This is a genomic window from Streptomyces sp. NPDC041200, assembly GCF_055591805.1.
In genome coordinates this window covers 1-13,191 of the sequence record NZ_JBVIZF010000081.1, presented here as the reverse complement: position 1 = coordinate 13,191, position 13,191 = coordinate 1, and the positions used below count along the sequence as shown (strand labels likewise).

The following is a 13,191-nucleotide window of genomic DNA, read 5'->3' as shown; positions in this document are numbered from 1 at the left end:
CTCGCGTCGGACGCGTCGTCGTTCGTCACGGGGAGCCAGCTGTTCGTGGACGGAGGCTGGACGGCGATCGACGGGCGCTTCACACCGCCCAGCTGACGGGCACCGGGCACACGCAAGGCCCCTCCTCCGGGTGGTTCATCCCGGAAGAGGGGCCTTGAGGTTTCGTATCAGTCGATGCGCTCGAAGGGCTCCGTGCCCTCTTCGTCCGGCGCGACCGTGAAGACGACCTTCTCGAACCCCCCGGTGAACGCGAACTCGCCCTCGTAGCCGGGTGACGACGGCGACAGGGTGTCCCGGCCGACGTCGAGGCCCTGCCATCCCAGGAAGTGCGGGAGGACCCGCGGAATGTCCGCGGTGCCGGCCGGCCTTCCCGACACATACAGGTGTCCGACGCCCCGCATATCACCGGTCTTGACGAATTCGAAGGCCAGCTCCGCCGGTCCGGTCGGGAGTTCTTCCTCGGAGGTCACCGTGTACCGGGTGCCGAGGAAGTTGTACTCGTACACCAGCCGGTTGTCCTTGACGTACAGCACGTATCCGCTGCTGATGTTGCCCAGGGACACCAGGACACCCTCGTCGGACGCGGTGGCCCGGTCCACGTACGCGGTGATGCGGTGCGCGCGGTTCATCACCGGTGGCACCGCGGCGATGGGCAGATGGGCCATGCCGGGGTAGTAGGTGAAGGTGGTGCGCCTGCGCGGCGAGCCGGGACGCGGGATCTTCGCCCGGTAGGCGAACCCCTGGTCGTCCAGCGGCAGCACATCGTACTTCCCCGCCTCCACCCAGAAGCGGGCGATCATCTTCTGCAGCTGCTCGGGCCGCGTCCGCGCCAGGTCGTTGCACTCCGAGAAGTCGGTGTCGTGGTGGTACAGCTCCCACTTGTCGTCGTCGAAGGACGTGCCGCGCTGGTGGAAGGAGACGGCCTTCCAGCCGTCGTGCCAGATAGCGCGGTGCCCGAACATCTCGAAGTACTGGGCTTCCTTGCGCGTGGGCGCGGTCGGCGAGCCGAAGGTGTACGCCATGCTGACACCGTGGATCGGCAGTTGCGGGATGCCGTTGTACACCTCGGGGGCCCGCACACCGAGCACGTCGTAGAGCGTCGGGGCGATGTCGTTGACGTGGTGGAACTGCTGCCTGACCTCGCCGGTGCGCGGCAGCCCCCGGGGCCAGTTCACGATGAGCGGGCAGCGGACGCCACCTTCGTGGGTGTTCTGCTTGTAGCGCTTGAACGGCGTGTTGCCCGCCTGCGCCCAGCCCCAGGGATAGTTGGCGTGCGCGCGTTCGGTGCCGATGTCATCGATCCGCGCGACCATCTCCTCGAAGTCCTCGGAGATGCCGTTCTGGAACGCGGTGGGGTTGAGTGAACCCTTCTGCCCGCCTTCCTGACTGGCCCCGTTGTCCGAGAGCAGGATGGTGATGGTGTTCTCCATCTGCCCTATCCGCTCCAGGAACTCCATGAGCCGGCCGATGTGGTGGTCGGTGTGGTCGACCATCGCCGCGTACGCCTCCTGGAGGCGTACGGACAGCTTCTTCTCGTCGTCCGACAGCTCGTCGAACGGAACGACCCCGGGGTTGCGCGGCGCCAGTTCGGTGCCGGGTGGCAGGATGCCGCGTTCGATCTGGCGGGCGTGGCGGGTGGCGCGCTCGGCGTCCCAGCCGTGGTCGAACCGCCCCCGGTACTTCTCCAGGTACTCCTGTGGAGCCTGGTGCGGGGCGTGGGCCGCGCCGAGCGCCAGGTACAGGAAGAAGGGCTTCTCCGGAGTGACCGACGTCTGGTCGCGCACGAAGTCGATCGCCCGGTCGACCAGGTCCTCACTGAGGTGGTAGCCCTCTTCCGGGGTCTTCGGCGGGTCCACGGCGTGGTTGTCGTAGAACAGCTCCGGATAGAAGCTGTCCGTCTCGGCTTCCAGGAATCCGTAGTAGCGCTCGAACCCGCGGGACAGCGGCCACTGCGTGTACGGCCCGGACGGGGTGGTCTGCTCCATCGGCGCCAGGTGCCACTTGCCCACGGCCATGGTGTTGAAGCCGTTGTCGCGCAGCACCTCGGGCATGGTCGCGGCGGCCGTGGTGATCCGTCCGCGGCCGCTGGGGAAGCCGGTGTCGAAGTTGGACAGCATGCGCATGCCGACCGAGTGGTGGTTCCGGCCGGTCAGCAGGGAGGCGCGGGTCGGCGAACACAGCGTGGTGGTGTGGAAGTTCGCGTAGCGGAGGCCGCCGGTGGCGAGGGCGTCCATGGCCGGGGTGTCGATGTCCGAGCCGAAGCAGCCGAGGTCGGAGAAGCCGACGTCGTCGAGCACGATGACCACGACATTGGGCGTGTCCTCGGGGGGCGCCTGCTGTTCGGGCCACCACGGAGTCGACTCCTCGTAGGTGGTGCCGATCTTGCCTTGGAAGGTCCCGCTCGCCGACGGCGGATGCGGGGAGACGTTGGTCATCCAGGACGCTCCGAGTCAGGGTTAACTGGTATTACCAGTAATCTGGGCGTCAGTCTCACCCGCTCCCGTTGCCTGTGTCAACCACCGCGACCGGCCCGCGATGGCGGGTCCTCAGCAGCTCCTCAGCGGGTCGTCAGCGGCTCACCACCGCGTCCTCAGCGGCTTCGGGGCAGGTCAGCCGCGCAGCGGAACCCCATGTGTCCGGTGCTGCTGTCGGGTGTGTTGGAGGTGCGCGCGGCGACGCGGTAGCGGTTGCAGTACGACGCGTGGCACAGGTAGGAGCCGCCGCGGATCACCTTCGCCTCCCCGGCGGGAGGCCCGGCCGGGTCCTCGCGGGTCTCCGGGCGGTCGGCCGCGTGCCAGGTGGTGCTCCACCAGTCGGAACACCACTCCCACACGTTGCCCGAGGTGTTGTACAGGCCGAAGTTGTTGGCTCGGAAGGACTTGACCGGCGCGGTCCCCAGGTATCCGTCCTCACCTGTGTTGACCTGCGGGAACTGTCCCTGCCAGATGTTGCAGCGGTGCTGTCCCCGGGGCTGCAGCTCATTCCCCCAGGGGAAGCGGGAGCGTTCCAGACCGCCGCGCGCCGCCATCTCCCACTCCGCCTCCGTGGGCAGGCGCTTGCCCGCCCATGCCGCGTAGGCGGACGCGTCACGCCAGGAGACGTGGACGACGGGGTGGTTCGACAGCTCGGTCCATGACGACCCCGGCCCGTAGGGGGCCCGCCAGCACGCCCCGTCGACCCCGAGCCACCAGGGCGCCTGCGCCACCGTGCCGTCGCGCACCATGCGCCGGGCGCCGGGGTGGACGGCCGCGTAGAACACGAAGGACCAGCCGTGGCGCTCGGCGTCGGTCCGGTAGCCGCTACTGCGCACGAACGCCGCGAACTGCCGGTTGGTGACGGCCGTGGCGTCGATGAGGAACGGCGACAGCCGCACCGCCCGGACCGGGCCCTCCCCGTCCTCGGGAAACGCGTCGGCGTCCTCGCCGCCCATCAGATACGTGCCTCCGGGGATGCGCGGCATGGCGCGCAACCACTGCGCCCGGTCCCGCTCCGGGGCCCGGACGGCCACGCCGGACGGCTCGGGGATCTCCTCGTCGCCCCCTGAGGAGGGGGCGCAACACGCGCCTGACATCGTTCCTCCGACCGCGGCCGCTGTTCCGTGAGCCCGAGCGTACGGCGTGCCGCGGATCAGGGACGATGGAGGCCCCACGCCCGTGCGGGGAGGGGGCTCGTCATGCGGGGAGAGATCACGCGAAAGCTGGCATGGCCTCGGCTTCCGGCGTTTACCCTCATCTCTCTACCGATGTGATGACAGGGGAGCCGGACTGTGCGTAACGCCGCTGTGACGACCGAGGGTGACCAGATCCGCTGGGTCGAGCTGCCGGGACGGGAACCCACCCGCGTCTACGTCCACGGTCTGGGCGCCACGTCGCCCGCCTACTTCGCCGAGATCGCCCTTCACCCGCTGCTGGCCGGGCACCGTTCGCTGCTGATCGACCTGCTCGGTCATGGCATCAGCGACCGCCCGACGAGCTTCGGCTACACCCTGGAGGCGCACGCCGACACCCTCGCCGAGGCGCTGGGGGCCGCGGGGATCACCGGTGCGGAGGTGATCGCCCACAGCATGGGCGGCTCGGTGGCCATCGTCCTGGCCGCCCGCCACCCCCATCTGGTCTCGGGCCTGGTGCTGGTGGACGCCAACCTCGACCCGCTTCCGCGCGTGTCCGGCACCGGTGGCAGCAGCGGCATCGCCGCGTACTCCGAGGCGGAGTTCCTGGCTGGTGGCTGGGAGGAGGTCCGCGACCGGGTCGGCCCCCACTGGTGGTCCACCATGCGCCTCGCGGGCCGTGTGGGCCTGCACCGCAGCGCGGTCAACCTCACCCGCGGCACCGTCCCCACCATGCGCGAACTCCTGCTGGACCTGAAGATTCCGCGCGCCTATCTGCTGCCCGAGGCCGACGGCCCGCTCCCCGGCGCGGACGCGCTCGCCGCGGCGGGGGTGGCCGTCGTCCCGGTCCCGGACTGTGGCCACAACATCATGCTGGACAACCCGGATGCCTTCGCCCGCGCCACCTCGGCCGCGCTGACCGGCCGAGGGCAGGACTGACGTCAGGCGCGGGGTGTCAGTCCGTCGCTTCCGCCGCCACCGGCTTGGGAATCAGGAAGGACGTCACGAAGGCGGCGGCGATGAGCACGGCTCCCGTGATGATGCCCGCGCCGTAGCCGGTGGTGGACGTCTTGTCCGCGGGCTGGGCGGCGGTCTGCGCGGCGTAGACGAGGGCGAAGCTGAGGCCCGCGCCGAGGTTGAAGGCGCCCGCGTTCAGGCCCGGCAGGAAGCCGGGGTTCTCCTTCGGGGACAGGACGATGCCGAGACCGTTGAGGACGATGTTGCCCACGCCCGCGTAGGTGATGCCGATGAGGACCGACGCCGCCAGGAGGAGCGGGCGGGAGTCGGCGTGGAGGGTGAGGAGCATCAGGGCGAGGGTGGCGGCCGAGCCGATGAGGCCGAGGCGCAGGATGCGGCCGTAGCCGTGGGTGGCGGCGAGGCGGCCGGCGAGCGGGCCCATGGCCAGGCCCGCGAGCGCGTACGGGATCAGGGTCCACCAGGCGGACTGTTCGGCGGTCATGCCGAAACCGGTCCGGGTGTCCTGGGCGAAGGCGGGGACCATGCCGTTCATGACGGCGAACACGCCGGTCATGGTGAGCACGGTGGTCAGCAGCAGGGCCCAGGTGGAGCGCTGCCTGAGGTGGTGGGTGGCGACCAGGGGGTGGCTGCTGCGGCCCTCGGTGCGCCAGAACAGGGCGAACGCGATGGCGGTGACGGCGAACAGGGCGGCGACGAGCGGCCAGTTGGCGCCGCCGAGCTTCCCTGCCTCGTTCAGGGCGATCAGGGCCGCTCCGACCGAGACGACCAGGAGGGCGACTCCGGGCCAGTCCATGCGGCTTTCGGTATCGCCGTTCCCGGTGGCGACCGACTCGGGGGTGAGGGTGGCTACCAGGACGGTGGCGAGTGCGGCGACGGCGGCCATGGTCCAGAAGATGGCCGGGAATCCGTGGTGGTCGGCGAGGTATCCGCCCGCGAGGGAGTCGACTCCGGCGATACCTCCGTTGACGGCGGTGATGACGCCGAGGAGGGTGCCGTACTTCTTCGGTTCGTGGACTTCGTTGCGCAGCATGATCAGGCAGAGCGGCACGGTGGGTCCGGACACGCCTTGGATGACGCGGCCCGCGAAGAGCACGGGGACGCTCTGGGCGAGCGCGGCCATCACACAGCCGACGACCATGAGCGCCAGCATTCCGGCCAGGACCCGGCGTCGGCCGATGAGGTCGCCCAGGCGAGGCAGGAAGAGCGAGAAGAGGGCCGCCGAGGTGAAGAACGCGGTCTGGGTCAGGCCGACTTCGGCCGAGGTCGCTCCGAGGGAGTCCTCGATGTTCTTCAGCGCGGGGCTGAGCATGCTCGCGTTGAGCTGGAAGGCGAAGCAGGCCGTCAGGAGCGCGGTGACCAGGACCCAGATCCGGACGGGGCCCGTGCCGCCTGGTGCGGGCGCCGGGGCGAGGGCCGGGTCGGTGGAGGGGGTCTTCATGCGCGTACGTCACCGATCCGCTCGAGGGCGTCCACAATCAGGTCCCAGAAGCGCTGGTGGTCGAGGGTGACCGCGACCTGGGTGTGGCAGTCGTCGGGCGCGGGTGCGCGGAGGTCGGTGACGGTCATGCCGAGCGTGAGGGTGCCGGTGAGTTCGACGTCCACGGGGGCCTTGCGGACCGTCATGACGGTGGGGTCGATGACGTACGCGACGGCGCACGGGTCGTGCACCGGGGGGTGATCGAAGCCCTGTTCCTTGAGGTACATGGTGCCGAAGAAGTCCAGCAGCTCGTTGACGAAGGTGGCGGGGGCGGTGCCGACCCGGGCGATGCGGTCGGTGACCTCCAAAGTGGCGAGGGCCTGGTGGGTGAGGTCGAGCCCGACCATGGTGACCGGCCAGCTCTCGTTGAAGACGATATGGGCGGCCTCGGGGTCGATCTTGATGTTGAACTCCGCGACCGGGCTCCAGTTGCCCGTGTGGTACCCGCCGCCCATCAGGACGATCTCGCGCACGCGCTGGGCGATACGGGGCTCCTTGCGCACGGCCAGGGCGATGTTGGTCAGGCCCGCGGTGGGAACGATGGTGATCTCACCGGGCTCATGAGCCATCACGGTGTCGATGATGAGGTCGACGGCGTGGCGAGGGTCCAGGGACAGGGTGGGCTCGGGCATCGCGGGGCCGTCGATACCGCTCTCGCCGTGGATCCCGGGAGCGGTCTCGACGGTCCGCACCAGCGGGCGGGGACAGCCCGCGGCGAAGGGGACGCCGGTGATGTTCGCGATGCGGGCGACCGAGAGGGCGTTGCGGGTGACCTTCTCCAGCGTCTGGTTCCCGACGACGGTGGTGACCGCGACCAGCTCGACGTCGGGGTTGCCGTGCGCCAGGAGCATGGCGATCGCGTCGTCGTGCCCCGGGTCGCAGTCAAGGATGATCTTTCGCACTGGTTCCCTCTTGAATCGTGTTGAACGCCGAAGCCCGAAGACGAACGCTCGGCCGCTTGCTGCATGACACGAGGCCCTCACCCCTGACTGTCAGCTCCACACCGTAACGCGATAGCCTCCGCCGCCTTTCACCCGCCACCTGGGACGACGGACGCGGCCGACGTGGCGGAACGAGCGGGGGCGCGCCCGTCACACCACGCCTGCCCACGGCCGTAGCTTTTCGGGGTTGCGGATCGCCCAGATCCGGGTGACGCACCCGTGGGAGATGCCGAACGAGGCTACGGTCATGACCACACCGGCGCGCTGGGCCACCAGGCCCGGCGCGCCGTTGACCGAGCGCTCCAGGAGTTCGAGCCCCGGGGCCTTGTCGGCGATGGCGATCATGTACTGGGCGATGCGCGCGCCGCCCTCGACCGGGCGCAGGACGGTGCCGACCAGGCCGCCGCCGTCGGCGGTCATCACGGCGGCCGGGTTGAGGAGAGTGACGAGGGCCGCGATGTCCTTGGTCTCCCACGCCTCCTTGACGTGCCGCACCACGTCGGCCTGGCCGGCCGCCGTCGCCGGAGCGTGCGCGGCGCTCACCCGCCGCCGGGCGCTGGCCGCCAGTTGCTTGCAGGCCGCGGAGGTCCGGCCGAGGACGTCGGCGATCTCGGCGAACGGGTAACGGAAGACGTCGTGCAGGACGAACGCCACCCGCTCGGCGGGCGTCATCGACTCCAGGACGACGAGGAAGGCCATGGCCACCGACTCGTCCAGGACGATCTGGTCGGCGGGGTCCGCGGGGTTCCACTCGGCGCGGTCGGGCAGCGGCTCGGGCAGCCACGCCCCGACGTACCGTTCGCGGCGGGCCCGCGCCGAGCCGAGCAGGTCCAGGCAGATGCGGCTGGTCACCGTCGTCAGCCAGGCGCCGGGCGCCGAGACCTCCTCCTGTCGGCTTCGTGGCAGCCCGTACCAGCGGGTGTAGGCGTCCTGTACGGCGTCCTCGGCCTCGGTCAGCGAACCGAGCAACCGGTAAGCGACATTGATGAGTTGACGTCGCGCCCCGGCAATCTCATCCGTGCTGGTCCCGACAGTTCCCATGGTTCCGGCCGCCCCCTCGCCTTACCTTTCGCAGGCCCGCGTCGTCGGGCTGGTGAGACCTTATCGATCCACTGCCCGAGCGAGGGCGGAAAAGGGAGACGGCGACATGGCCACTCAGCTGACGGCGACGGCACACCCACGGCGCGACTTTTCGTTCCTGCGGATCGCGATCGCCCTGCAGACCCTGACCATCTTCCTTCAGGCGGTGTCCGCCGGACTGCTGCTGACGGCGTCCTACGGCGAGACGCTGCACAGCGTCGGAGCCCGCGTGATGTACGGGGCGTCGATGCTGTACGTGCTCGCGGCGGTGCTGGCGTGGAAGCCGGGCGGTGGCTCGCCCCGGCCCGTCTGGCACGCGTCGAAATTCCTCGCACTCGCCTCGGTCCAGGTCGTGCTCGGCATCGCGCACGTCCCGTCGGTCCATCTGCCCCTGGGGGTCCTGATGTTCGGCCTGAGTGTGCTGGCGCTGGCCCGACGCCGCTAGAACGCGGCGGCTTGCGAACCGCTCTGCCCCTGCGCGGCCGCTTGGCTCGGCTGGCGGCAGGACACATGGCAGCAGCGGTCAGAGCGCGGGTCGGCGTGCCGGGCCCAGTCGGCTTCCGCACGCCCCCGCGACGGGCCCGTGGTGTCCTGCCTCAGCAACGCGGCATGCGCCTGACGGAGTTCGGGGCCCGGGTAGAGCCCCAGTTCATCCGCCAGGCGCCGTCGTACGGAGTCGTACACGTCCAGGGCTTCGACCTGCCGCCCTGCCCCATGCAGACAGGCCATCAACTGCGCTGCCAGCGTCTCGCGCAGCGGATGCTGGCCCAGGGCGTTCCGCAGGCCCGCCACGGCCTCCGCTGGCCGCCCGGTGTGCCGTAACCGCTCGGCCAGCGCTTCCAGCGCGTTCAGGCGCGCGTCCTCCCAGGGAATGGCCAGGTCGTGCCAGGAGCCGCAGCCCGCCAGGTCGGTCAGTATCTGTCCGCGCCATAACGCCAGGGCCTCACGTAACAGGACGACGGCGTCGATATCCTGGGTCCGGCGCTCGGAGGCGGCGTCCACCAGACGCGTGAACCGGTGCGCGTCCACTTGGTCCGCTTCGATGGTGAGCGCATATCCGGGAGAACACGTCTCAATGGACGCGCGGGGGCCGAGCGCCTGTCTGAGCGCGGATATGTGGCCGTGCACGACGGTGCGGGCGTGCTTGGGAGGGGCTCCCTCCCAGAGCACGTTCACCAGCCGTTCCATGGATACGACCCGGTTCGCGTCCAGCGCCAGGAGGGAAAGCAGTGCCCGCCGTTTACGCGTCTCCACCCGTATGAGAGTTCCGCTGCCGGACATCAACTGCACGGGCCCTAACACCTTCACGTGCAATGGACATGCCTTTCTCGAAGCCATTTCCGCCATTGCCGCCGACCACAATGCTCTTCCCGGCCGGGCAATGTAATGACTCCAGTACCGTAACTTCGCCTCCCCTCCTCCCACAATGGTGCCGGGCGGGCCCGGAAATCCCTAGATTATGTTTACGGACGACCCAGGCCCTATCGCCAGGGAGCGAACTCCGGTGCCCCGCGCGCCATCTCGGCAAACGAGACCAACGTCACTTAGTTTCTGATGGAATGTAATTTCGCGTTCAATCCGGGAGTCCCGCGTCGGCCGGTGCCCGGTCGGTGAGGTCGCAAGCGATCAGCCGGGCCGTGGTGGGGGCGTCCCGGCGCTCGGCGGCGAGGTGCAGCAGTTGGACGTCCTCACCGGAACTCCCCGGGACCGGGCCCCGGCAGTCGCAGGGCCGCTCGTCGAAACCGGCGAACCGGTAGGCGACCTCCATCATCCGGTTGCGGTCGGTGGCGCGGAAGTCCGCCAGCAGATGGACACCGGCCCGGGCGGCCTGATCGACGAGCCAGTTCAGGATGATCGTTCCGGCGCCGAACGCCACCACACGGCACGAGGTGGCGAGCAGCTTGAGGTGCCACGCCTCCGGGTGCTTCTCGAGCAGCACCACCCCCACGGCACCGTGCGGCCCGAAGCGGTCGGTCAGCGTCGTGACCAGGACCTCGTGGCGGGGGTCGGTGAGGAGCGCACGCAGCGCCTCGTCCGGGTAATGCACCCCGGTCGCGTTCATCTGGCTGGTGCGCAGGGTCAGTTCCTCGACCCGCGACAGCTCGTCCTCCGTGGCGCGCCCGATGCGCATCACCATGTCCAGCGAGCGGAGGAAGTCCTCGTCCGAGCCGGTGAACCGGGCCTGCTCGTCCGTGCGCCGGAATCCGGCCTGGTACATCGTGCGGCGTTGTCGCGAGTCGACGGTCACCGACCTCGGGGTGAACTCGGGCAGATCGAGCAGCGTCGCGGCGTCCTCCGCCGGATAGCAGCGCACGTCCGGGAGGTGGTAGGCGACCTCGGCCCGCTCGGCCGGCTGGTCGTCGATGAAGGCGATGGTGCCGGGAGCGAAGTTCAACCGCTCGGTGATCCGGCGTACCGCGTCCGACTTGCGCCCCCAGCCGATCTCCGGCACGACGAAGTAGTCGGCGACGCCGAGCGCCTCCAGCCGCGCCCGGGCGAGGTCGTGGTCGTTACGGCTGCACACCGACTGGAGGATGCCCCGCGCGTCCAGGCCGGTGATCACCTCGCGGATCGCGTCGGACAGGACGACGTCCTCGTCCTCCAGCAGCGTGCCCTGCCAGAGCGTGTTGTCGAGATCCCAGACCAGGCACTTGACGGTCGTGGGCGGGGTCTTTGGGGCGGGGTCGCTCATGTGCGGCTCCTTGTGGCGGCGTCGGCCAGGATCAGCTGGCACACCTCGTTGCTGCCCTCGATGATCTCCATGAGCTTGGCGTCGCGGTACGCCCGCGCGACGACATGACCGTCCTGCGCCCCGGCCGACGCGAGCACCTGGACCGCGGCCGCCGCCCCCGTGGCCGCGTGCTGGGCGCTGACGTACTTCGCCAGCACGACGGCGGTGGCCAGGTCGGCGGTGTTGTCGTCCCAGCAGCGACTGGCGTACTCGCAGGCCCGGGTGGCGACCTGCTCGGCGGCCCACAGATCGGCCAGGTGCCGGGCGACGAGCTGGTGCTCCCCCAGCGGACGGCCGAACTGGTGCCGGGATCCGGCGTGTTCGGCGGCCGCCGCCACACAGGCCCGCAGGATGCCGACACACCCCCAGGCGACGGAGATCCGGCCGTAGGCCAGGGCCGTCGTCACGAGCAGGGACAGCGGCTGCCGCCCGCCGCCCAGCACGCTGTCGAGCGGCAGCCGCACCTCGTCGAGCCGGACGTCCGCGTGCCCTGCCGCCCGGCAGCCCAGCGGATCGGTCACCGGCCGCACCCGGACCCCGGGGGCGGTCCGTGGCACCACCACCACGGCGCCTCCCTCCTCCATCCGGGCGACGACCAGGAGGAGATCGGCGTAGTCGGCTGCGGTCACCCACTTCTTGCGCCCGCTCAGCACCACGGTGTCCCCGTCGACGGTGGCGGTGGTCGCGATGGCCGACAGGTCGCTGCCCGCCTGCGGTTCGCTGAAGGCCACCGCCGCCGTGTCGCCCGAGGTCAGCCGCGGTAACAACGCCGCCGCTTGCGCCGGGTCACCGAGCCGTTCGACCATCCACGCGGCCATGCCCTGCGAGGTCATGACGCTCCGCAGCGAGCCGCACAGGCTGCCGACGTGCGCGGTGAACTCCCCGCTCTCCGCGCTGCTCCACCCCAACCCGCCGTACGCCACCGGGAGCTGGACCGCGAGCTGCCCGGCCGCACCGAGCTTCCGCACCACGTCCTCGGGCAGCCGCCCCGCCCGGTCCCAGCCGGAGGCCCGGTCGCCGACCAGCTCGGTGACCGCCGAGGCCGCCGAGGCGACGGCTTCACGCACCGGAGCCGCCGGGGCCGGGCTGCCGGAGCCGTTCGACCAGCGCGGCCATCCCCCGTACGGTGCGGAAGTTCTCCATCCGCAGGTCGGCGCCGCGGATGGCGATGTCGTACGTCCTCTCCAGGTGCACCACCAGCTCCATGGCGAAGAGCGAGGACAACCCGCCGGAACCGAAGACGTCCGAATCGGTCGCCCAGGTCTTCCCCGTACGCTTCGCCAGGAATCCCAGCAGGTCCCTCTGGACCGTGCCGGAGGCGCCGATGGGGTCGGATGACGTCGTCATGTCTGCTCTCCCTCGTAGTCGTAGAAGCCGCGCCCGCTCTTGCGGCCGAGATGGCCGGCCCGCACCATCTCCAGCAGCAGGTCGCTGGGGCGGCACCCTTCGTCGCCGGTCCGGCTGTGCAGCACCCACAGCGAGTCGACCAGGTTGTCCAGCCCGATGAGGTCGGCGGTGCGCAGCGGGCCCGTCGGGTGGCCCAGGCATCCCTGCATGAGCCGGTCGACCGACTCGGCGCTCGCGGTGCCCGCCGCCACCACCCGGACCGCGTCGTTGATCATGGGGTGGAGGATCCGGCTGGTGACGAAACCGGGCGCGTCGTCGACCACGATCGGCTCCCGGCCCAGCACGGCGAGCAGTTCCCGCACCGCCTCCAGGGTGGCTTCGCCGGTGTGGGTGCCCCGGATGACCTCGACCGTCCGGATCAGATAAGGCGGATTCATGAAGTGGGTGCCGATCAGATCCATGGGCCGTGCCGTCATCCGGGCCAGTTCGTCGATGGGAATCGACGACGTGTTGGAGATGACCGGGGTGCCCGGCGCGACCAGCTCGGACACCTCCGCGAGGACCTTCGCCTTGCTGTCGGCGTCCTCGGTGACCGCCTCGACCACGGCGGTGGGCGCCGCGTCACCGGCCGTCACCAGGTCGGCGAGCGACAGCCCGGTGACGAGGGCGCCGGGGACGGCCCCGTCCGGCAGCGCGCCCATCAGCCGCGCCATCCGCACCTGGTGGCCGATGCTCGCCGGGGCCTCGTCCAGCCGCCGCCGGTCCAGGTCGATCAGCGACACCGCGACACCGTGCCCGACCGCCAGCGCGGCGATGCCCGTCCCCATCACCCCCGCTCCGAGCACCGCCAGTCGCTGCCCGGTGCCGGGCGTACCGTACTCCGCTGCCATGTCGCCTCTCTTTCGGTCCCGGCCCGGCGGTCACACCTCCGGGCGGCTCACCTCGTTCCGGGAAGGCCGTGGTGCCACGAGGCCGTCCGTGGGCTGCGTGTAGAACTGCTGCGCCCAGTGCCGGTATTTGCCGATCGGGC

General features: G+C 70.4%; 12 protein-coding genes. 2 read left to right on the top strand and 10 right to left on the bottom strand.

The features are described from left to right. Window positions 1–167: 167 nt before the first annotated feature. Both ACZ6CL_RS42040 and ACZ6CL_RS42035 read right to left on the bottom strand, forming a co-directional pair. Complete coding sequence (locus ACZ6CL_RS42040; protein WP_468946640.1) at window positions 168–2,435, bottom strand: arylsulfatase; 2,268 nt, start codon at window positions 2,433–2,435, stop codon at window positions 168–170. A gap of 155 nt (window positions 2,436–2,590) precedes the next feature. Then, window positions 2,591–3,571 carry a formylglycine-generating enzyme family protein gene (locus ACZ6CL_RS42035; RefSeq protein ID WP_468946638.1) on the bottom strand — a complete coding sequence of 327 codons (981 nt, stop codon included), beginning with the start codon at window positions 3,569–3,571 and terminating at the stop codon, window positions 2,591–2,593. Between the two features lie 195 nt (window positions 3,572–3,766). Between ACZ6CL_RS42035 and ACZ6CL_RS42030 the strand changes: the two genes are divergently transcribed. Continuing rightward, window positions 3,767–4,546 carry an alpha/beta fold hydrolase gene (locus ACZ6CL_RS42030; protein WP_468946635.1) on the top strand — a complete coding sequence of 260 codons (780 nt, stop codon included), beginning with the start codon at window positions 3,767–3,769 and terminating at the stop codon, window positions 4,544–4,546. A 16-nt stretch (window positions 4,547–4,562) separates the two neighbouring features. On the opposite strand, the gene uriT is transcribed toward ACZ6CL_RS42030, so the two are convergent. The 3 genes from uriT to sigJ form a co-directional block, all read right to left on the bottom strand. Continuing rightward, the gene (uriT, locus tag ACZ6CL_RS42025; protein WP_468946632.1) at window positions 4,563–6,023 is read right to left on the bottom strand and encodes a uridine transporter UriT; all 1,461 of its coding nucleotides are present in this window, start codon (window positions 6,021–6,023) and stop codon (window positions 4,563–4,565) included. Further along, complete coding sequence (uriH, locus tag ACZ6CL_RS42020; protein WP_468946629.1) at window positions 6,020–6,964, bottom strand: uridine-preferring nucleoside hydrolase UriH; 945 nt, start codon at window positions 6,962–6,964, stop codon at window positions 6,020–6,022. Before uriH ends, uriT begins: the two co-directional genes overlap by 4 nt. 189 nt (window positions 6,965–7,153) lie before the next feature. Next, entirely contained in the window at window positions 7,154–8,044 is an 891-nt protein-coding gene (gene sigJ, locus ACZ6CL_RS42015) for an RNA polymerase sigma factor SigJ (protein WP_468946626.1), read from the bottom strand. Window positions 8,045–8,150: 106 nt separating this feature from the next. Here sigJ and ACZ6CL_RS42010 point away from each other — a divergent pair, with 106 nt between their 5' ends. After that, window positions 8,151–8,528: a hypothetical protein gene (locus ACZ6CL_RS42010; protein WP_468946623.1), complete on the top strand. Its 378-nt coding sequence runs from the start codon at window positions 8,151–8,153 to the stop codon at window positions 8,526–8,528. On the opposite strand, the gene ACZ6CL_RS42005 is transcribed toward ACZ6CL_RS42010, so the two are convergent. The 5 genes from ACZ6CL_RS42005 to ACZ6CL_RS41985 all read right to left on the bottom strand — a co-directional run bounded on the left by ACZ6CL_RS42005 (window position 8,525) and on the right by ACZ6CL_RS41985 (window position 13,051). Further along, entirely contained in the window at window positions 8,525–9,337 is an 813-nt protein-coding gene (locus ACZ6CL_RS42005; protein WP_468946621.1) for an AfsR/SARP family transcriptional regulator, read from the bottom strand. The genes ACZ6CL_RS42010 and ACZ6CL_RS42005 overlap by 4 nt on opposite strands. A gap of 319 nt (window positions 9,338–9,656) precedes the next feature. Then, entirely contained in the window at window positions 9,657–10,775 is a 1,119-nt protein-coding gene (locus tag ACZ6CL_RS42000) for an HAD-IIIC family phosphatase (protein ID WP_468946619.1), read from the bottom strand. Continuing rightward, on the bottom strand, window positions 10,772–11,881 hold the full coding sequence (locus ACZ6CL_RS41995; protein WP_468946616.1) for an acyl-CoA dehydrogenase family protein: 1,110 nt from the start codon (window positions 11,879–11,881) through the stop codon (window positions 10,772–10,774). Before ACZ6CL_RS41995 ends, ACZ6CL_RS42000 begins: the two co-directional genes overlap by 4 nt. Beyond that, window positions 11,874–12,161, bottom strand: a complete 288-nt coding sequence (locus ACZ6CL_RS41990) for an acyl carrier protein (RefSeq protein ID WP_468946613.1) — start codon at window positions 12,159–12,161, stop codon at window positions 11,874–11,876. The genes ACZ6CL_RS41995 and ACZ6CL_RS41990 overlap by 8 nt, the downstream gene beginning before the upstream one ends. Next, window positions 12,158–13,051, bottom strand: coding sequence for a 3-hydroxyacyl-CoA dehydrogenase family protein (locus ACZ6CL_RS41985; RefSeq protein WP_468946611.1), 894 nt, complete (start codon window positions 13,049–13,051; stop codon window positions 12,158–12,160). The genes ACZ6CL_RS41990 and ACZ6CL_RS41985 overlap by 4 nt, the downstream gene beginning before the upstream one ends. Window positions 13,052–13,191: the final 140 nt, after the last annotated feature.

Bases quoted from the DNA above. Each gene is read 5' to 3' on its own strand.
- ACZ6CL_RS42040 (WP_468946640.1), bottom strand. From the start codon at position 2,435: ATGACCAACGTCTCCCCGCATCCGCCGTCGGCGAGCGGGACCTTCCAA.
- ACZ6CL_RS42035 (WP_468946638.1), bottom strand. From the start codon at position 3,571: ATGTCAGGCGCGTGTTGCGCCCCCTCCTCAGGGGGCGACGAGGAGATC.
- uriT (WP_468946632.1), bottom strand. From the start codon at position 6,023: ATGAAGACCCCCTCCACCGACCCGGCCCTCGCCCCGGCGCCCGCACCA.
- sigJ (WP_468946626.1), bottom strand. From the start codon at position 8,044: ATGGGAACTGTCGGGACCAGCACGGATGAGATTGCCGGGGCGCGACGT.
- ACZ6CL_RS42010 (WP_468946623.1), top strand. From the start codon at position 8,151: ATGGCCACTCAGCTGACGGCGACGGCACACCCACGGCGCGACTTTTCG.
- ACZ6CL_RS42000 (WP_468946619.1), bottom strand. From the start codon at position 10,775: ATGAGCGACCCCGCCCCAAAGACCCCGCCCACGACCGTCAAGTGCCTG.
- ACZ6CL_RS41990 (WP_468946613.1), bottom strand. From the start codon at position 12,161: ATGACGACGTCATCCGACCCCATCGGCGCCTCCGGCACGGTCCAGAGG.
- ACZ6CL_RS41985 (WP_468946611.1), bottom strand. From the start codon at position 13,051: ATGGCAGCGGAGTACGGTACGCCCGGCACCGGGCAGCGACTGGCGGTG.